General features: G+C 46.3%; 16 protein-coding genes. 2 read left to right on the forward strand and 14 right to left on the reverse strand.

What is annotated here, in order from left to right; genetic code table 11:
* Positions 1-15 precede the first annotated feature (15 nt).
* A complete protein-coding gene (locus tag CCC70_RS12170) occupies positions 16-759 on the reverse strand; it encodes an ATP-binding protein (protein WP_287084941.1) in 744 nt (247 codons plus the stop codon).
* Between the two features lie 98 nt (positions 760-857).
* The gene (locus CCC70_RS12175) at positions 858-1,547 is read right to left on the reverse strand and encodes a Crp/Fnr family transcriptional regulator (protein ID WP_287084942.1); all 690 of its coding nucleotides are present in this window, start codon (positions 1,545-1,547) and stop codon (positions 858-860) included.
* 153 nt (positions 1,548-1,700) lie between these two features.
* Between CCC70_RS12175 and CCC70_RS12180 the strand changes: the two genes are divergently transcribed.
* Complete coding sequence (locus tag CCC70_RS12180; protein ID WP_287084943.1) at positions 1,701-3,833, forward strand: glycogen debranching protein; 2,133 nt, start codon at positions 1,701-1,703, stop codon at positions 3,831-3,833.
* Between the two features lie 59 nt (positions 3,834-3,892).
* Positions 3,893-4,717 (forward strand): ethanolamine utilization protein EutJ, encoded by an 825-nt coding sequence (gene eutJ / locus CCC70_RS12185; RefSeq protein ID WP_015524418.1) that lies wholly within the window; start codon positions 3,893-3,895, stop codon positions 4,715-4,717.
* Here the strand turns inward: eutJ and rlmD are convergent.
* The 12 genes from rlmD to iolD form a co-directional block, all read right to left on the reverse strand.
* A complete protein-coding gene (rlmD, locus tag CCC70_RS12190; protein WP_278603326.1) occupies positions 4,714-5,886 on the reverse strand; it encodes a 23S rRNA (uracil(1939)-C(5))-methyltransferase RlmD in 1,173 nt (390 codons plus the stop codon). The genes eutJ and rlmD overlap by 4 nt on opposite strands.
* A gap of 102 nt (positions 5,887-5,988) precedes the next feature.
* Positions 5,989-6,834 (reverse strand): class II fructose-bisphosphate aldolase, encoded by an 846-nt coding sequence (locus tag CCC70_RS12195; protein ID WP_278603325.1) that lies wholly within the window; start codon positions 6,832-6,834, stop codon positions 5,989-5,991.
* Between the two features lie 160 nt (positions 6,835-6,994).
* Positions 6,995-7,894, reverse strand: a complete 900-nt coding sequence (iolE, locus tag CCC70_RS12200) for a myo-inosose-2 dehydratase (RefSeq protein ID WP_021650721.1) — start codon at positions 7,892-7,894, stop codon at positions 6,995-6,997.
* 26 nt (positions 7,895-7,920) lie between these two features.
* Positions 7,921-8,934 carry an inositol 2-dehydrogenase gene (iolG, locus tag CCC70_RS12205; RefSeq protein ID WP_015524414.1) on the reverse strand — a complete coding sequence of 338 codons (1,014 nt, stop codon included), beginning with the start codon at positions 8,932-8,934 and terminating at the stop codon, positions 7,921-7,923.
* A gap of 675 nt (positions 8,935-9,609) precedes the next feature.
* A complete protein-coding gene (locus tag CCC70_RS12210) occupies positions 9,610-10,653 on the reverse strand; it encodes a LacI family DNA-binding transcriptional regulator (RefSeq protein ID WP_173753273.1) in 1,044 nt (347 codons plus the stop codon).
* A gap of 15 nt (positions 10,654-10,668) precedes the next feature.
* Positions 10,669-12,255 carry a response regulator transcription factor gene (locus CCC70_RS12215; RefSeq protein WP_287084944.1) on the reverse strand — a complete coding sequence of 529 codons (1,587 nt, stop codon included), beginning with the start codon at positions 12,253-12,255 and terminating at the stop codon, positions 10,669-10,671.
* Positions 12,255-13,994 (reverse strand): cache domain-containing sensor histidine kinase, encoded by a 1,740-nt coding sequence (locus CCC70_RS12220; RefSeq protein ID WP_287084945.1) that lies wholly within the window; start codon positions 13,992-13,994, stop codon positions 12,255-12,257. The genes CCC70_RS12215 and CCC70_RS12220 overlap by 1 nt, the downstream gene beginning before the upstream one ends.
* Before the next feature lie 135 nt (positions 13,995-14,129).
* Complete coding sequence (locus CCC70_RS12225) at positions 14,130-15,518, reverse strand: MFS transporter (protein ID WP_442859730.1); 1,389 nt, start codon at positions 15,516-15,518, stop codon at positions 14,130-14,132.
* 216 nt (positions 15,519-15,734) lie between these two features.
* The gene (locus CCC70_RS12230; RefSeq protein WP_287084946.1) at positions 15,735-16,682 is read right to left on the reverse strand and encodes a substrate-binding domain-containing protein; all 948 of its coding nucleotides are present in this window, start codon (positions 16,680-16,682) and stop codon (positions 15,735-15,737) included.
* 119 nt (positions 16,683-16,801) lie between these two features.
* On the reverse strand, positions 16,802-17,953 hold the full coding sequence (locus CCC70_RS12235) for an iron-containing alcohol dehydrogenase (RefSeq protein ID WP_195656816.1): 1,152 nt from the start codon (positions 17,951-17,953) through the stop codon (positions 16,802-16,804).
* 95 nt (positions 17,954-18,048) lie between these two features.
* Positions 18,049-18,834: a 5-deoxy-glucuronate isomerase gene (locus CCC70_RS12240; protein WP_147603457.1), complete on the reverse strand. Its 786-nt coding sequence runs from the start codon at positions 18,832-18,834 to the stop codon at positions 18,049-18,051.
* A 16-nt stretch (positions 18,835-18,850) separates the two neighbouring features.
* Entirely contained in the window at positions 18,851-20,782 is a 1,932-nt protein-coding gene (iolD, locus tag CCC70_RS12245) for a 3D-(3,5/4)-trihydroxycyclohexane-1,2-dione acylhydrolase (decyclizing) (RefSeq protein ID WP_173753282.1), read from the reverse strand.
* Positions 20,783-20,797: the final 15 nt, after the last annotated feature.

The following is a 20,797-nucleotide window of genomic DNA, read 5'->3' on the forward strand; positions in this document are numbered from 1 at the left end:
TTTTTATTCCTTTCCTTACAGCTCCTCCCTGATCGTGCCGTCACAGGCAATGGTCACTACCTGCCATGGGATCATCTTTCCGCTTCGCTCCATGGCACGGATCACTGCATTCTCGATGCCTCCGCAGCAGGGAACTTCCATGCGGACGATACGGATACTCCGGATGGAATTATTTCCTATGATCTCTGCAAGCTTATCTGCATAATCTCCCTCATCCAGTTTGGGGCATCCGATCAGCGTCACATGATCTTTCATGAATTTCTCATGAAAACCTGCATAAGCGTAGGCAGTACAGTCTGCCGCGATCAGAAGCTGTGCATTTTCAAAATATGGTGCATTGACAGGAACCAGTTTGATCTGTACGGGCCACTGGGCAAGACGGCTTGTCTGTTCCCCTGCATTTTGGGGAACTTCTTTCTGCTCTGCCTGCACCGGCGGTTCCTGCTTTTTATTAAGGCTTCTTGCCATACTTCCGGGGCACACGTGCGGCTTCCCTGCTGGCATCGAGGCCTCTGTTTTCTTAAGCTTCATTCTTTTTTCCACTGCCTCCGCGTCATAATCTGCGGCTTCCCGCTCTATAATGCGGATCGCATCGGCAGGGCAGGCCGGAAGACAGTCTCCCAGTCCGTCACAGTAATCATCCCGGATCAGTTTCGCCTTGCCACTAGCCATGACAATAGCTCCTTCGTGGCAGGCAGCTGTGCAGGCACCACAGCCGTTGCATTTCTCTTCCTCAATGTGTACGATCTTTCTTATCATGATATCATCTCTCCCTGATTTTTATATTTCTGCAAATGTTTTTGTTTTCACTGACATCATACAAAAATCCCGGAGATTCTTCGGTAACATATGTTACCTTACAGATATAACTCCATTTTTTCCTGATCTTTCACAAGGATCTGACGCCTGTCAAGTTCCAGGATTCCTTCTTCCTGCATCTTTCCCAGTTCTCTGGAAAGAGACGGCCTGGTAATGTTTAAATAATCCGCCATCTCTTCTCTGGACAGGTTCATATGGATCTTCCCTTCACTGTCCTGGCATTCCACAAGGAAACGAACGATCCGCTCCCGGAGACTGCCGCTTCCAAGGATCCGAAGCTTCCGGTTCATATTGTAAGCCTTCCCGGCAAAAACCTCAAGAAGATTTTCCCGAAGTTTCCGGCTTAAACTATTTTCTTCCCTGTCTGTAAAGATCCGGCTGCTCATGATCAGAACGGAAACCTGCGTCAGCGCTTCCACATACATATCATAGGAAGCTTTCTCCATAAAGGCATAAACCTCCCCGAACAGAGCCCCTGGATTTTCCAGCTGCGCCAGAAGGATCCTTTTTCCGGAAAATGTCTCTTTTGCGATGATCACGCTTCCGTTAAGAAGCATGTAAACCGAATCCGGCTGGTCTGTTTCCTGAAAGATCCGCTCCCCTCTGGAATAAGTCCGTACCGTTCCTTCCTGCTCCATGAGGTTTAGGAGTTCTTTTTCTTCCAGGTTTCTGCAGAGCCGGCTTTGTCTTAAAATGGCCACCCATTCTTCTCTTCTTTTTTCTTCCACTTTTTCACCTCATCTCTGTACAGGTTTTTATCACATTTCTGCAATCTCTGTCAACTCCCGTGAACTTCATAGGTTACCAGCCTGTACTTTTTTCTGAAAATCAGTTATAATATTTTTTGTTTGTAAAAAATTCTACCAAGGAGGATACCGGAAATGAAAACACAGAATCAGACTATGCTTTCTGAGAATACACTGACATCCCGGCCCACAGATATTATCGCGGGATTTCCTGTACGTCCCGGTTTTTTTGAATTAAATGGCGCTACTCCCCTTTCCAACGGAGTCAACTTTACCACACATACCCGTCACGGTACATCCTGCGAGCTTCTTCTTTTCCACTCCGGAGAAGAGGAGCCTTTCGCAGTTCTTCCTTTTCCCAATGCCTGTCGTATCGGTGATGTCTATTCCATGATCGTCATGGGACTGGACATCGAAGACCTGGAATACGGCTACCGCATCGACGGTCCTTATGAACCGGAAAAAGGCCATATCTTCGATAAGACAAAAATTCTTCTTGATCCTTATGCCAAAGCCGTTGCCGGTCAGCGCGAATGGGGACAGCAGAAGATTGGAAGCTATCACGCCCGTGTGGTACGCGATTCTTTCGACTGGGAAGACATGCCTCAGTCCACCCGTAAGATCAGTGACCTGATCATCTACGAACTTCATGTCCGCGGATTTACACAGGACGCTTCTTCCGGTGTCACACACCCGGGAACTTTTGCCGGTCTTCGTGAAAAGATTCCTTACCTCAAAGAACTGGGAATCAATGCGGTGGAGCTGATGCCTATCTTCGAGTTCGACGAGAACATGAATGCCCGTACCGTAAACGGCAAGCGTCTTCTGGAATACTGGGGATACAATTCCGTTAACTTCTTTTCCCCAAACACCAGCTATGCTTCCAAGGCAGAACATAACTGTGAGGGAACCGAACTGAAAGAACTGATCCGTGAGCTCCACGAAAATGGAATCGAAGTAATTCTTGATGTCGTATTCAACCACACTGCCGAAGGAAATGAACTTGGAAAAACTTTCTGCTTTAAAGGATTTGACAATAAAGTTTATTATATGCTGACTCCGGAAGGAAATTACTACAATTTCAGCGGATGTGGAAACACTCTGAACTGTAATCATCCGATCGTGCGTCAGATGATCCTGGAGTGTTTACGTTACTGGACCATCAACTACCGCGTGGATGGTTTCCGTTTCGACCTTGCAAGTATCCTGGGACGTCATGAGGACGGTTCCCCTCTTAACAACCCGCCACTTCTGGAACTTCTTGCTTACGATCCGGTTCTTCGAAATGTCAAGCTGATCGCAGAGGCCTGGGATGCCGGCGGACTGTATCAGGTTGGTTCTTTCCCTGCCAGCCGCAGATGGGCTGAGTGGAACGGCCGTTACCGTGACTGCCTCCGTTCTTTCCTGAAGGGAGATTTCTGGAACGCCTGGGATGCTGCATGGAGCATTTCCGGTTCCGGTGACCTGTATGGCGGTTTTTATTCCGATCACAATGACAACTATGCAGGATACAATTCCTGCGTCAATTTCCTCACCTGTCACGACGGATTCACCATGTACGATCTCTATTCCTACAACGAGAAACACAACGAGGCAAACGGCTGGAACAACACAGATGGTTCCAACGACAACCGCAGCTGGAACTGTGGAGAAGAGGGTGATTCCACCAATCCGGAAGTCCTTTCCCTCCGCTTCCGCATGATCCGAAACGCCTGCGCGGTACTGATGTCCAGCCGCGGAACCCCGATGTTCCTTGCAGGTGACGAATTCGGAAACACCAAACACGGAAACAACAACACCTACTGCCAGGATAACGAAATCTCATGGATCAACTGGAAGCTTCTGGAGAAAAATCACGATCTTTTTGAATTTTTCAAATTTATGATCCGGTTCCGTAAAGACCACCCTGTTATCTCCCGGAAGCTTCCCAACGCAGTATGCGGTATGGAAAATATCCACACTCATAACATTGACGCAAGGGATGTGACCATTCCAAGAGATGCCCACACCTTCGCTGTAAGCTTTGCAGGCTATGATAAGAGCAAAGGCACTGATGACCTGATCTACATTGTGATCAACGCATACTGGGAGGACGTAACGGTCACACTTCCGGAGCTTGCCCGTCCCGGTGCATGGTATCTCTGTGTCAACACGTTCGGTGACGGAAATGGCCGTTATTTCTACGAAAAAGGCCAGGAGCCACGCATTGAACACGATTTCTGCATGCGGCCCAGATCCGTTGCCATCTTTACCGGCCGCAATTATTAGAATTTATATCAGGGGCAAAATTCTTTTTGTCCCTGTCTGAAAGAAATGGAGTATTTTGAATGGAATTAAAAAACAGAACTTTGTCCAATTTTGCAGAACTTGTAGAAACAGGTGAATGTAAAAAATTCCGCGGTCGTCTGAAGACAGGCATCGACCTTGGTACTGCCAATACCGTTCTTGCCGTTGTCGACCGGAATAACCGTCCCATAGCCGGAATTTCCGCACCATCCCATGCGATCCAGGATGGAGTGATCGTCAATTACTATGAATCTGTCCAGCTTGTGACAAAGCTTAAAAATGAGCTGGAGGAAAGGCTTGGCACAGAACTTACTTACGGTGCTGCTGCCATCCCTCCGGGAGTTTCTGAAGGCAGTGTCAAAAGCATCGGCTATGTTCTGGAGGGTGCCGGTTTCGAGGTTACAAATATCGTGGACGAGCCTACTGCCGCAGCTGCTGTCCTTAAGATCACAGACGGTGCTGTTGTGGATGTGGGTGGCGGCACAACCGGTATCAGCATCCTGAAAGACGGAAAAGTTATCTACACCGATGATGAGGCTACTGGCGGCAGCCATATGACCATGACAGTCGCCGGTCACTATAAGATTCCTTATGAGGAAGCCGAAGTATTGAAAACTACTCCGGAAAAAGAAGACGAAATTTTCCCTGTGATCAAGGCCACTGTAGAAAAAATGGCTGTGATCACCGAGAAATTTCTAAAGGGCTATCAGGTTCCGGCTGTTTATGTAGTTGGCGGTTCTTCCATGTTTAAGGAATTTACTACCGTTTTTGAAAAGAGGCTGAAGCTTCCGGTATACCGTCCGGTCCATCCGCTTCTTGTTACGCCCCTTGGCATCGCATATCACTGTGAGCTGCCAAAAATCTAAGCTCTTCCCGGTCTGGTCCTACGATTCTCCAGAAGGCAAACAACCTCCACTGAATCGGTGAGCGGGAACATATCAACCGGCTGCATCTTCTTTACCAGGTAATCTCTCTTAGTAAGGCAGGCAAGATCTCTTGCCAAGGTTTCCGGGTTGCAGGATACATAAACAATTTTTTCCGGTGAAAGAGTCAAAAGGGAGTGAAGGAATTTACGGTCACTTCCGGAACGTGGCGGATCCATGAGAACAACCTCCACCTTCTCTCCCTCTGCTGCCATTCCTTCCATAAACCATCCTGCATCTCCCGGAACAAAACGAACATTACGGATCTTGTTTTCCCTGGCATTCATTCTGGCATCACGGATAGCATCACGGTTCAGTTCTACACCAATGACATCCCTGGCATTCCCGGAAGCGATGATCCCGATAGTACCTGTGCCGCAGTAAGCATCGATCACCCTCTCTTTTCCTGTCATTGCCGCAAACTCCATAGCCTTTCCGTAAAGTACTTCTGTCTGCACAGGATTTACCTGATAAAAAGAAGATGGAGAAATACGGAAGGTCAGTCCCATAAGTCGATCTTTGATGAATCCCGGTCCGTAAAGTACGATATTGCGGTCTCCAAGTACCATGCTTGTCTGTCTGTCATTGACATTGAGAACCACCGTAGTGATCTCCGGATGCTTTTTACGGAGAGCTTTTACAAAGTTATTCTTAGATGGAAATATTGGAGAAACCGTAACTAATACCACCATGATCTCTCCTGTGGAAAAGCCTCTCCGCACAAGCACATGGCGGAGAAGTCCATATCCTGTATCCTCATCATAGGTCTTGATCTTAAAGGATTTCAGCATACCACGTATGGTACGGATGATTTCCTGACTTTTTTTATCTTCGATCATACAGTCATCTACGGAAACGATCCTATGACTCTTCTCCTCATAAATCCCAGAAATTACGTTTCCCTTCCGGTCACGGCCAAAAGCTGCATGAACTTTGTTTCTGTAATAATAGGGATCTTCCATTCCAATGATCGGCTCTACTTTTCCGAATTTTTTCAGAAGGCCTTCTGTAATTCTCTGTTTCCTGCGAAGCTGCTCCTGGTAGGATACACCCTGATAACGACAACCGCCGCATTTCTTCGCAACTGAACAGACAGTCTCTTTCTGTTCCATTTTTATCTCTCCTCTTTTATGGGCACAAAAAAGATGTTCCCAGTTATTTTCACTGAGAACATCTTATCAGACCTTTTCTTTTTTTACAAGAAAATCCTTGACCTACTCCTGATATGGCTCATTAAATACAAGAATATGTCTCTTCACATTCTCGTAAGTACCCTGGACCATAGCCTCATTGAGATCAAAGAAATTATGCTTGTCTGTTGATTCCATATATTTCTCCACATGAGCTGTCAGGCTGTTAAAGCTTGCTGTGGCAATATTCACCTTACGGATGCCAAGAGAGATCGCCTTCTGGAAATCTTTATCGGTGATGCCACTGCCGCCATGAAGAACCAGCGGAATATCCACTTTCTCATGGATCTTCTCCAATACATCAAAAGCAAGCGTCGGCGCTACCGGATAATTACCATGGGCATTCCCGATGGCAACCGCAAGCGCATCAATACCTGTCTCTCTTGCGTAAACGACCGCATCATCCGGATCTGTGCAGCGGATACCGTGGTCACAACTTCCATCCTCACTTCCGCCCACAAGTCCCAGCTCAGCCTCAACTGTAGCGCCGTATTTACGTGCTTTCTCCACAACGGCCTTTACTCTGGCGATGTTTTCTTCAAAAGGAAGCGTAGAAGCATCCAGCATAACCGATGTAAAGCCAAGCTCCAGAGCCTTGTCAACCGTCTCAAAAGTAAGACCATGATCCAGATGGACAGCCACATCCACCTTAGCCTCCTTTGCAGCCTGTACCATCATCGGTCCCATCAGGTGAAGCGGAGAATTTTTCAAACGCACCTCCGCGATCTGAAGGATGATCGGAGTATCCAGTTCTTCTGCTGCGCGGATCGCACCTCTTACCATTTCCATATTACCAACACTGAAAGCACCGCAGCCAATATTTTTCTCTTCGGCACGTCTCAGCAGATCTTTCATTTTCACAAGTGCCATGATTCGGCCCTCCCGTCCTGTTTATCGTACACTGTTTGCATCTTCTTACAGAAAAAAGCGGTGTCAAAGCACTACTGGCTGATACCGCTTTTTCTATGCAAAGCGGACATCTTTATTCCGCTTAACTGTACATCAGCATGCACCTATTTCCCTGTCGTAATTATAAGCCTGTCTTCTCAGCAATGAATTTTCTTGCACGGATCGCATACTCAAGCGGATTAGCCTTAGCCGGATCCTGCTCAGCCTCAACAACCATATATCCCTCGTAGCCTGCATCCTCGAGAACCTTGAAGATCGGATCATAGTTGATGCATCCATCTCCCGGAATCGTGAAGGCACCGGCTCTTACGCCTGCAAGGAAGCTCATGTTTTCTTTCTTAACCTGCTCAACAACTTCCGGACGGATATCCTTCAGATGAACATGTTTAATCCTGTGAACATATTTCTTTACAACCTCAAGAGGATCCTCTCCACAGTATGTAAAGTGACCGGTATCAAAAAGAAGACTTACATATTCAGGATCTGTATTCTCCATCATACGGTCAACCTCAGCAAGGCTCTGTACAACAGTACCCATATGATGATGGAAAGTAAGAGCAATACCATACTCCTCTTTTGCGATCTTACCAAGCTTGTTCATGCCTGTGCAGAAGATATCCCACTCTTCGTCATTCATCTCATATTTATGTCCGAAAACCGGAGTATCCATCTGGCCCTGAACACTGTGACTCTGCTCAGATGCGCCAATCACTTTCGCACCCATAGCTTTCAGGAAAGTAAGCTGTGCACGGAACTCCTTCTCAACCTCCTCAAACGGTTTGGTGATCAGGAAGCTTGAGAACCACTGGTTACAGATCTCAACACCACGAAGTTCAAGGGCCTTCTTAAGGACCTCAGGATCCTTCGGATACTTGTTACCCACCTCGGAGCCTGTGAAACCGGCAAGAGCCATCTCACTGACGCACTGCTCAAAAGTATTCTCTTTGCCAAGATCCGGCATATCATCATTTGTCCATGCAATTGGTGCAATACCAAGCTTTACTTTATTCTTATCAAACATTGGTCAATTCTCCTTTTTTATTTGAATTATTCCATAATCTCAGAAATCTTAACCGGTCTGTGTTCCTCACTGGATTTCTTAGCTGCAAGACCCATTAATACCGGCTTCAGACCATCATAAACATTAAGAGGTGTCTCTTTGTCATTAACGATCGCATCAATAAATGCTGCAACCTCTTTACCATAAGCGTCCATGTATCTCTCAAGGAAGAAGAACATCGGCTTCTCGCCTGTAACACCCTCAGCATTGCTGATCACTGTGGAAGACTGGCTGTCATTGGAAATAGCAGCCATACCATCAGAACCGAAAACCTCGGCTCTCTGATCATAGCCATAGGAAGCTCTTCTGCAGTTATCGATAACAGCAATAGCGCCATTCTCCATCTGAAGAGTGATAACAGCTGTATCAACATCCCCAGCCTCACCAATAGCCGGATCAACCAGATTTGCGCTCTGAACATAAACCTCTGTAGCATCGCAGCCTGCAAGATAACGAACCATATCGAAATCATGAATTGTCATATCCAGGAACATGCCACCGGAAACCTTAACATAATCAATGCTAGGCGGCTCAGGATCGCGGGAAGTGATCTTGATGATCTCCGGTTTACCAACCTTACCAGCTGCAACAGCCTGCTGAAGAGACTCAAAGTTATGGTCGAATCTTCTGTTAAAACCAACCTGATATTTCAGATTTGTGCCCTCAAGAGCATCGATAACCTCTTTGATCTTGGCAATGTCATGATCGATCGGTTTCTCACAGAAAACATGCTTGCCAGCCTTGATAGCCTCTACAGAAATCGGAGAATGAGTATCTGTAGAAGAACAGATCAGAACTGCGGAAATCTCAGGATCGTTGATGATCTCCTTATAATCCTTAGTCGTGTGCTCAACACCCATACTCTTAGCCCATGCAGCAGTCTCATCATTTAAGAAAGGATCTGCAACCGTCTTGATCACCGCATCCGGCACCCTTGTTGTGATACTGGTAATATGAACTCTACCAATTCTACCTGCTCCGATAATACCAACTTTAATCATAGTTTTGATCTCCTTTTGATTTATTTTCCCAATGTAATCTCTTTGCGTGTCCGAACACGCTCTTTATGCTTAATATAATATCATCGCAACGCACAAATCGCAACCCCTAATATTGTACAATATTACCATCTTTTTTCTATTAAAAATGACGAGAACTATTTTTAGCCACAATATGTAATATTTTTAGGTTAACTTCACCGAAAACATTTCCAACACATTCCCACACAATCGTCCCAAATCTCCCACACCCCACCACCCTCCAAGCATCCAGCACAGCATCACAGCTCACATCCCTTCAAACATCCAGCGCAGCGCCGATGCCCAAACTCTCCCTGCAAACAGGCGCAAACTCAGCCCTTGCAGTCGTCCAGCGCAGCGCTGACGACCCACAACCTATCGTCAAACGACATTTTTTCTCGCTGGAAGCACCAGCCGCGGAAGGGGATGCTGTCTGGCTCTGCTTCTGCAGGAGGGGAGCTGATTCTTGGACGGCGGGAATCTGCGTTGTTTTTCAAAAGTCCGCTGTCTGAGCGGCAGCAGGCCGCGAGTTCGGACTTTTGAAAAACGCTTTTAGCAGATTTCCGGCGTCCTAGAAGCCAGCCCCCGACGAAGCCGCAGACCAGACAGCATCCCCTTCCGCGGCGTCCCTCCGCACAAAAAAGGAGACACCCCACTTCAGTGTCTCCCCTCCGGAATCGTATACTCATTCCTTATATATATTTCCGTAAAAATCTTCGCCCTCTCCGGCGCTTCCCCATTAAACAGCAGTCGGAACAAAATCATCACCGGCTCATACCCCTGTATCCTGGCATCCTGCCCGATCAGGAAATGAATAAACCCTTCCCTCATCAGCTCATAATTCCGCCCCATAAAATCATTGGCAACCATCTTCACCCGACCAGCTTTCCCCGCTCCGGCGATTGCCTCACACACCCCCTCCTCACCATGAGAAGTAAGATATATCCCGTCAAGATCCGGAACATCCTTAAATATCCCTTCCGTAATCTCCCTGGCCCTGCCATTCTCCTCAAAGCAATACTCCGGCCCAATGATCTCAATCCCAGGATACTTCCGCGCAATTTCCTCACGGAATCCAACCACCCTGCTGCTCAAAGAAGTATTGGTACTATAGCCGGAAATCACAGCAACCTTTCCTTTTCCACCGGTCAGCTCCCCCATAAGCCCCGCAGCCGCACGGCCACACTGCACACCGTTCTGCCCTACAAAGCAAAGCCGTTTCGTATCCTCCACATCCGAAGTAAACGTCACCACCGGGATCCGAAATTCCTCCACAAACCGGTCAATTTCCCTTTTCACGCGTTCCTCATCCAAAGGAACCATGGCAATACCACGAACCTCTTCCATCCGCATCTTCTCCATGGCGAGAATAACATCCTCCGCATTCTGATGCTCGATCTTATGGACCAGGACTGTACCACCAAGATTATCCACCTCAGCGCACGCCTCCTGGATTCCCTTCAGAACTTCTTTCATAAAAGGTGTTTCCGCACCCTGCAGGATCACGCCGATCTTAATATTATTTCTGCTCATGGATAGAGCACGGCCCAGTTGATTCGGCTTATACCCCATCTCATCAGCGATGGCACGGATCCTCTCAGCAACCTCCGGACGGATCCTGCCCCTGTTATTTAACGCTCTGTCAACAGTACCTCTGGAAACACCGGCAGCTTCCGCGATCTGCCTTATAGTAACTCCCATACTAAGCACCTCTTTCTATGATAATCCGGATTCTTTTCTGTATTCCGCAGGACTTAAGCCCGTAAACTTCTTAAATATCTTGGAAAAATAATGATAATCTCCAAACCCGGAACGCAACGCCACATCCTTAACTTTACAGTTCGTCTCTGAAAGAAGCTTCTTTGCACAGTCGATCCGAAGCTCCTGCACATAATTGGAAAAACCGATCTTCATCTCCTGTTTGAAAAGATAACTGAGATAAGCAGGATTCACCTCCGCCGCATCTGCTGCATCCTGAAGGCTGATCGGCGCTTCATAATGTTCCCGGATAAACTCCAGAGCTTTTTTCACAGCAGCAGAGGTCCCCTCCGGAACAGCATCCTCTTCCCCTACAAAAAGCTGTGAAATACAGGCACTGCCCTTTTCCCTGAATTTCTCAAAGCTTTCGATATCTCCATACCAGATGGGCTCTTTCTCAATTCCGGCTGTCTGATTCAATTTCTTAAGCCACTGTACCAGAAGTCTTCCGTCGGTATAACGATCCTGACAGTCAGCGAGAACCTGTGTCCAAAGCTCCTCCGCTTTCTTTCGGTCTTTCCCTGCCTTCAGCCTGGAAATCTGCCCTTCCAGCTTCTCAGCACTTTCCGGTAAAACACTGTCCGCTTTCTTCCGTCCTTCAAAATAAAGGATCTCTTTTTTCTCATAAAAATGCAGCTTCATCATTTCTCTGGCCTGCTGATAAGCCTGGCGGATCCCATCCTCTCCCATGCAGACACTGCTGACACTGATACCAAAATCACAAAGATCCTCCTGACAGTGCCGGTAGCAGATCGCTGCTGCCTCAGTCAGTCTCTGCTGCATAGCCGATGTCCTGCAGTCTCCGGAAAGATCAAGAAAACAGCAAAAAATCCCTGCGCCAAGATAGACCACTTCCGTAAATTCACTTTCTGTCCCAAGAAGCTCCTCCGTACGTTCCAGCAGTCTGTGACGGAAATGATGGGAATACTGTTCCACTTCCAGCGGCGTCCATTGTCTTTCCCTCTCTGCCCAGTTCTCCATAAACATACAGATCACAGCACTGTTAAAATATTTCCCGGCGATTCCGGCTTCCACACGCTTTTCCTCACGTGCCTGATTTTTCAGTATCCCCGAGATCAGTCCGTTAAAAAAATAATACTTCAGAGCGTGACTTCCCAGATGAATCAGCTTTCTCGTCCGTGCCTGTTCCTGACTTTTTTCTCTGCGCTTCTCGATCAGCCGGGCTGATTTTTCCAGAGTATCATAAAGACTATCCTCGTCCAGACTGTTCTTTAATACATATTCATCCGCCCCAAGACGCATGGCCTCTTTTACATATTCAAAATCATCATGACAGCTGAGCACGATAATATAGATATCCCTGTTTTCCTCACGAATCTTTCTGATCAGCTCAATTCCATCCATCACAGGCATGGTAAGATCCGTCACAAGAACATCGATTTTTTCTTTCTGAAGGAATCCATAAGCTTCCTCCCCGTCTTCTGCATCATCCACGATCTCATATCCTGCTTTTTCCCAGGAATCCAGGGTTTTGAGATAGCTCCTTACAAGAAAATCATCATCTGCCACCAGTGTTCTGTACATTAATTTTTTCTCCCTTCTTCAGGCATATCATAGATCGCAGGCAGAAATACCGTGACCTCTGTACCGTTTCCACTGCTTACGTATTCCATTCCTCCCTGTGTCCCGTAATAAAGCTCCAGGCGTTCTTTTACATTAGGAATCCCCACTGCGGAAAGTCCGTTTGTTTTTTTTGCATGACTGTTAAAAAGATCTCGGATCTGCTCTTTTGTCATTCCTCTGCCGTTATCCTTTACTATGAGGATCAGCTTTCCTTCACTTACGTTTCCGCTGATCCAGATTTTTCCTGTTTGCCGCTTGATGTCGATCCCGTGAAGAAGAGCATTCTCCACAAGCGGCTGAAGGATCAGTCTCGGAATATAGCACCGGTATGCTTCCTCAGAGATCTCATATTTCACCTGAAAGCTTCCCTGATAGCGAAAATCCTGCAGATGGATATAATTTTTCAGTATATGGATCTCATCGGCAACAGAAAGGAAGCTTCCCTTTTTGTTGATACTGGCCTGCAGAAGCTCCACGAAATCTCCAATAAGCCCTGCCAGCTCTTTTTCCCCTTTCAGAAATGCCGCAAATTTGATGGAGTTCAATGTATTATACATAAAATGCGGTGTGATCTGATACTGCAGTGCTTCCAGCTCTGCATCTTTTTTCTGCTGTTCCTCTTCGATCACCTGGGCGATCAGAGCTTCGATATAATCCAGCATGTGGTTGAATTCTTTTCCGAGGGTTCCGATCTCATCAGCAGTAGTCACTTCTGTACGGAGGCTCAGATCTCCCTCACCAACCTTCTCAACCGTGCCAGTCATGGATCTGAGCGGTCCGCAGACTACTCTGGAGAGCCACAGTGCCAGCAGCACAGCTGCCACAAAAACTGCACCAAATATTCCGATCAGAAAGAGCCGCATCCGGGAAAGTCCGCTTAAAACTTCTTTTTTCGGTACCTCCAGATATAAGCCGCAGTCTGAAAAGCTACCTCTGCTGAAAAAAGAGATCACACCGTTTTTTTCTGCATAGCCTTCCATTTTCGGAACATTCTGCTCTGTAATCTCCGGAAATGTTTTTCCAATGTCACTGTAGTCTCCGGATGTCACGATTTCATCATTTCTGTCTACCAGAACTATTCTGGTGATCTTTTCATCATTGACAGCTTCCAGATATTCGTAATAAATTGCCCGTTCCCTGATATCTGCGACAACATACCCCAGAATCTCTCCGTTATCATCCTCTACCTTCTGGATCACAGAAAGAAAGCTGCTGCCTTCATGGATCGGAGATTCCACAAGAACCGGAAAGGAATCCAGTTCCTGTATTTTTTCCAATTCCTCGATATGTTCTCCTGAAATCCCCTGCTTGTTTATCGGAAATTCCTCAGAAGTCACAGCCATTTTTTTGTCTGGAAAGACAAAGTAAAGGGAGTTGATATCTTTATATTCCCGACTGTGTTCCCGGAGAAGCCCAGCCATATTTTCCAGGCTGTTTTCATTTCCTGTACAGCTGTAGTCCTTCGCATTATTCCGTATATCTGTATCCCAGGCAGTTCTCGTATTCACATAATAAATCTCTTTCAGGGATTCGTCCAGATCTTTTATAGTCTGCTGCATCCGTCCATACAGGATACCTGAATAATTTTCTTCAATCATCCCTGCTGCCCGAAAATAAAATACCACCGTAAGAGAACAGGCAGTAAACATGGTTACTGTCAGGATCGCCAGTAATATCTTTGCCCGGATACTTTTTAACATAGAACTCCTCCCTTCCGTAAAGCGGATATACGCCTCTCTATGCTATATGCCCATAAACGCAGGAAACAGCAGGAGTGTCCTACCCCTGCCTGATTTCCTGTTTTGCGGTTGAATATATGTTTTACAATAAAATGTTTATAACTGTCCGTGTGCCTCGCGCTCGGTAAGCTCCTGCATGATCGCCGGATACATTTTGTCAAGCTTATATCCGAAAAGCGTTACAATGATCACTGCTGCAATGAGGATCGGTCCAAATTTATAAAGAGAAACGATCATCTCCAGTGCTGTTTCCGGCTGTGCAGTTATTCCTGCAGATGAGCTTACATATCCGGAACTGCTTAAAAGACCTGTGATCACTGCGGAGGCAAGACCTGCGCCAACTTTTGTTCCGATGGAACCGCCTGCAAAGATCAGACTTTCCTGACGGATATGGTTTTTCCACTGTCCGAACTCTACCACATCACCAACCATACTGAATACAACTGCGTTCAGTGGAGCAAGTCCGATGGCACGTGTGACACAGCTCATAACCATGAAGCCGAAGCTGTATGGATTCAGGAAAAACAGAATCTGGCCGCCAAGTGCAACAAATCCGCCGACAAATGCGATATTTCTTTTTCCGAATTTCTTGATCAACGGTGAGCAGATGAAGATTCCCACTACCAGAACCAGGGTTTCTGTAAGGAACAGTGTGCTGTACATCCATGTATCATTGTTGAAAATATATTTGCAGTAGTACGGAAGAATGGTTCCTGTGATCGTAAAGGATACACTCTGTACTGTCCACAGAAGCATTACTGCCCAGAAATACTGATTTGCAAAAAGTGCCTTCAGCATTGTCGGAATCGGAAGCTTCTCATCTTTCTTTCTTGCTTCGATCTGAACCTTTTCCTCACATTTGAAGAAGCAGAGAAGCAGAAGTGCAAGTGCAAGCACTGCCCATACACTCATAACCTTGATCCATGCAGCCTGATCATTTCCAAGAAGCTTTACAAGCGGCAGTGTACAGGTTGCTGCAACGATCTTTCCGATAGGTGACAGTCCCATTCTCAATACACTGAGTTTATCTCTCTCTGATGATTCGCGGATCATCATTGAAGAAAGGCTTCCATATGGAAGATTGATCGCTGTATAGCATATGGTCGTACAGAAGTTATAGGTTACAAAGAGATACAGAAACTGAAGCATCCCTGTTGTACGCGGCACTGTGAAAAGCAGTACTGCTGACAGCGCAAACGGAATGCTCATCCACAGAAGCCAGGGTCTTGATTTTCCCCATTTGGAATTGGTCCTCTCTACAATGACACCCATGACCAGATCGGAAAATCCATCAAAGCATCTGGAAAGTAACATTACCAGTCCTACTGTTGCTGCGCTTATCCCTACATAATCTGTGTAAAACAGCGTCAGCAGTGTTCCGATCATTCCGAACACGATATTACATCCTACATCTCCTCCAGCATAACACAGCCCTGTTGATACCGAAAGTTTTTTCTTCTCCATCTTATTATCCCGCCCTTTCATTTCTTTTCGTTTTTTTATTTTCGCTTTCCTTTTGATGATTCTATTTTATCGAAAATACGGGATTATCATAGTATGAGAAATTTTAGTTTTTTCGGTATTATTTTTACCTGACTGTTAAATCTGTACCAAAGTTTTTCTGATTCTGATATCTCTACATCCTTCTTTTGTCCTATTTTTATGTTTTGTGTTTTATTTTTGGATGGAAACCTGCTTGTATCAGGGATGAGAATGTCCGTCATCCTTCATATATGTATCAATATTTTCTTCGGTAAGCACCTGGGAATCCAGAATCTCATCTTCTCCTGTTCCCTCTCCATCCAGATCCTTCACAATATACCGGATGGTTTCATAACCGATCTGATAACCGGACTGCGCGCCAAGCGCCACGATACGCCCATCCTGAACCGCTTTCAAGGCATCTTCCTGAGCATCTACGGAAACAATAGAAATCTCCCGTCCTTCAGTTGCCTCTGAAAGTCCCAGGGCCGTCACTGCACTTGTGGCCATGATTCCGTTAAGATCCGGATACTTCACCAGGATCTCATCCACATCCTTCTGGGAAACCCGCATATTGCTGTATCCGTTCCGAACCATTTCAATGGTGATCCCAGGCTCTTTTTCCATATATTTTTCAAATCCGGCAACACGCATCCGGTGTCCAGCCTGCTTAAAATCACCGGCGATCACGCCAATCTTTCCTTTATGATCCAGAGCCTTTGCAAGCTGCTCGCCCAGCTCATAGCCTAGTTTTTCATTGTCAATTCCAATATAAGGGATTTCTGAATCCTCTATGGGAGTATCACAGGCATATACAGAAATCCCCTTTTCTCTTGCGAAATTTAAATAATCTTCGCATTCATAGGAATCTATAGGAGAAACTGCCATCGCCTGGATATCGGTTTTCAGAAGATCCCGGATCATATTTTTCTGAACCTCTTCTTCTGTTTCGGAATCCGGAGACAGAATCACCACATCTGCATGATATTTTTCTGCCGCATCTTCCATTCCGTCGCAGACAGACAACCAATATTCACTGCTTTTAGATTTTGTAACAACACCGATCGTTACCTGCTCTTCTTCTGTTTTCTTTGCAGAAGAAGAGCATCCGGAAAGGCTGCAAACTCCTATGACTGCCACCAGAATACAGATATACTTTTTTCTCATGAAGGATATGCCTCCTTTTCTTTTGCAGCTATATTTGCCACGGGAAAAAAGACTCCGGAGCCTTTTTCTCCGGTCCGGAGTCTTTTCCTATCTGGCAATGCAGGGTTTACATTTACATTTTACCAGAGTTTTCTGTAGATTTCTTTTACTTCCTCTTCTGTTACATCACGCATGGTATTCTGAGGACTTCCACTGTCCATGGCATCATGTGCCATTTTGTCGATGACGTTGAAGAACTCTTCTTTATTGATACCGAACTGCTCCAGAGTCGGAGTATCCAGTTCATTTACAAGTGACTCTACTGCTTTCAGGAATTTCTCAGCCGCTTCCTGATCAGAATCAGTTGCATCCGCCACACCAATATCACGTCCCAACGCTCCGAATCTGTCGTATGCTCCAGGAAGTGCAAAGGTAAGGCACTCCTTCAGAAGCATGGCATTGGAAAGTCCGTGTGCTACATGGAACAGTGCTCCGATCGGACGGCTCATTCCATGGATAATGGTAACAGATGCATTGTTAAATGCGATTCCTGCCTCAAGAGCAGCGACAGACATCTGTACACGAGCTTCTTCATTCTTTCCGTCTTTATATGCAACCGGAAGATATTTAAAGATCCTCTTTACTGCAGATACTGCAAAAGTATCGGAAAGTGTCTGTGCTTTTCTGGATGTATAAGCTTCCACACAGTGGCAAAGTGCATCAAGACCTGTTGCTGCTGTGATCTTTGGAGGTGCAGTCATAGTAAACTGCGGGTCGATAATGGCAAGATCCGGCATGAGAACTTTGCCTTTAAGAAGCATCTTGATGTCTTTTTTGGTATCCGTGATGATCGTGAACTGTGTTGCCTCAGATCCCGTTCCTGCTGTGGTAGGGATCGCCGCCATTGGCGGCATCTTTACATCGATCACTTTTCCCATGTAGTCGGAAATGCTTCCACCGTTTACTACCAGTGAGCCGATGGCTTTCATGGAGTCAATAGGGCTTCCGCCTCCCAGAGCTACCAGGAAGTCACAGTTCTCATCTTTATAGATCTGTAAGCCTTTTTCGATCATGGTATCTGTTGGCTCACCGCAGATGTCAGAATAAATGCTGTATGCAATGCCCTGATTTGTCAGCGCCTTCTCAACTTTTGCACAGTTTCCCAGGTCGATCATTACTTTATCGGTTACGATCAGAGCTTTTTTACCAAGGAGTTTCAGTGCGCCTTCTGCCATGTCCAGTGCTCCGGAACCGGAAATAATTTCTCCAGGTACAATAAATTCTCTTGCCATTGTCAAAATCTCCCTTCAGTCAGTACAATTTTTTTCATAATAGCAGCAGGTCTGCTGCCTGCTATTTACAATCCAGTATCAGTATCTCCAAATCCTTAAAACTCGGCGTCATGAAGCCAGGTATATCTCTCATCCTCGCAACGGTCTGTCTGCAGCCACGGATTTCCGTCAATATGGCGGATCATCCAGCATGTATACATCTGATATCCAGGTGCAACTGCCTGCGGATGAAGCTCTCCTCCTGGAATTGCGGAAAAGCTCTCATCTGTACTCTTAAATACCTGGTCACCGACAAAGCTTGCTCCAAATCCTTCCGGATGATCAAATTTGAAAAAGTATGTCTCAGGCTGCGGATGTCTGTGCGGCAGGTATCCGGACCAGTTTCCTCTGTCATTGAGAACCTCACCAAGTACCATATTGGATTCCGGTGAAATGTCGTGATCAAAAATCGTATTTACTCTTCTCTTTGCCACGTTTCCGAATTTTCCTACGCAGGAATATCCCCATGGAGCGTCTTCCGGTTTGTAAAGCCTTGCGCCGAAATCTTTCTCATTCTTTGTGCACTGGACAAGGATCTGCGACTCCGCATTTGCCACAACTGCGATCTCAGTTCCTGTACATCCATGAACACACCAAGGTCCCTCTGTGAACACATCTTTTCTGGTTGCTGCTGCTTCATTTCCGTTCCATTTATAGGTGATATTTCCGGAGAGGAGGAGAACTGCTGTCTCCTCACCCTCTCTTAAAAATGTTCTTGTCTCCCCTGCCTTCATACGGTAAACACGGATGTCCATCATCATGGCCTTGTACTCATTATCGTATGTTGTAAGAATCTTTTCGCCTTTTTCGTCATATTCCGGATAACCAAATACTTTACTCATTTTCTTACCTCCCAGATTAGTACAGTCTTGCCTCTTCACGGCCCTTCATAACTCCTTCGCAGGCCTTTCTTACGCTTTCTTTCTCAGATGTTGTTGCGATTCCTACATCCCACCAGGACTCATATCCGTCTGTCATAGTCTTCGGGATAACCTTCAGATCAAAGAGGCATGCGATCTCCTGCTTTTTGGCATCTTCCAGAGCATCTACCAGCTCCTGGATGGTGCGGCAGGTATAGGTCTTCAGGCCATAGCCTTCGCCGATCTTTGCATAATCTACAGGGATCAGATCTCCGGTCGGTTTCTTGCCGTCTGTATAACGGAACTCTGTTGCAAGGCTTCCGATTCCGTGGTTCATCTCAAGGTTGTTGATGCAGCCAAATCCGCAGTTATCGAATACCATGATATTGACTTTCTGTCTCTCCTGCATGATAGTCATGATCTCACTGTGGAGCATCTGGAAGCTGGAATCTCCAACTACGCAGTATACTTCATTATCCGGCTCAGCAAATTTCACACCGAGGGTAGCGGCAACCTCATATCCCATACAAGAATATCCGTACTCTGCGTGATATCCGCCACGTTTGTCTGTTCTCCACATACGCTGCATACAGCTTGGAAGGGAACCGCCTGCTGTGATGATGGTTGCATCTTTGTCGATAGTTCTGTTGATCGCTGCAAGTGCTGCTGTCTGTGTGATCTTTCCGTTTGTAAGCTTTACATATTCCGGGATCGTACGAGGATCTCTTGCCTTGATCAGCGGCTCAAAATCATCTCCTGTGTACTCAATGCTTCCAAGGCGCTCCATCTCTTTATCCCATGCAGCTTTTGCTTTCTCGATCTCATCTGTGTATGCAGATTTATATCCTCTTGCACGAAGCTTTTCTGCTAGTGCTTCTACGGTAGCTTTTGCATCACCCACTGCTTTTACTGCATCCATCTTGTATGCGTGGAATCTGCAGTTGTTGATACTTACAAACTGAACATCCTCATTCTGGAACAGATGCTTGGAGCTTGTTGTAAAGTCAGACATTCTGGAACCGATAGAAATTACCACGTCTGCGTCTTTACCGATGATGTTGGAAGCGTAGGTTCCTGTTACACCGATACCGCCAAGACAGTACGGATTGCCGGACTGGCAGGCACTCTTTCCGGCCTGTGTCTCGCCGAATGGGATCTTGAATTCCTCGCAGAATTTCTCAACAGCTTCTCCGGCTTCTGAGTAACGGACACCACCACCAACAACGATAAGCGGTTTCTTCGCTCCTGCGATGACCTCTGCCACATCCTCAAGCTCTTCCTCTACTGCAACCGGTCTTGTGATCCTGTGCACTCTCTTCTTGAAGAAGTACTCCGGGAAGTCAAAGGACTCACCCTCAACATCCTGGCAAAGTGCGATGCAGCATGCACCTGTTTCAGCCGGATCTGTAAGAACTCTCATTGCATTGATCAGAGCGGTCATGACCATCTCCGGTCTTGTGATCCTATCCCAGTATTTGCAGACTGGTTTGAATGCATCGTTCGTACTGACGGCAAGGCTGCTGCTCTGCTCCAGCTGCTGGAGAACCGGGTCAGGCTGGCGAGATGCAAAAGTATCTGCCGGGAATACAAGAAGCGGAATATTATTTACAGTTGCTGTTGCACATGCTGTTACCATGTTTGCAGCTCCAGGTCCGATGGAGGAAGCGCATGCAATGATTTTTTTGCGGTTGCTCTGTTTTGCAAAAGCGGTAGCAACGTGACACATACCCTGCTCATTTCTTCCCTGAAGAACCTTCAGCTGTCCCGGATTTGTATCCAGTGCCTCACCAAGTCCTACAGCAATACCGTGTCCGAAGATCGTGAAAAATCCTTCTACGAATTTTGTCTCCACTCCGTCCATGGAAACATACTGATTATCCAGAAATTTTACAATTGCCTGTGCAGTTGTCATTCTTACTGTGTTTGCCATTTTTTCCACTCCTTT

The sequence above is a fragment of the Blautia sp. LMAG:89 genome, assembly GCF_008679485.1.
Classification (GTDB): Bacteria; Bacillota; Clostridia; order Lachnospirales; family Lachnospiraceae; genus Blautia_A; species Blautia_A fusiformis.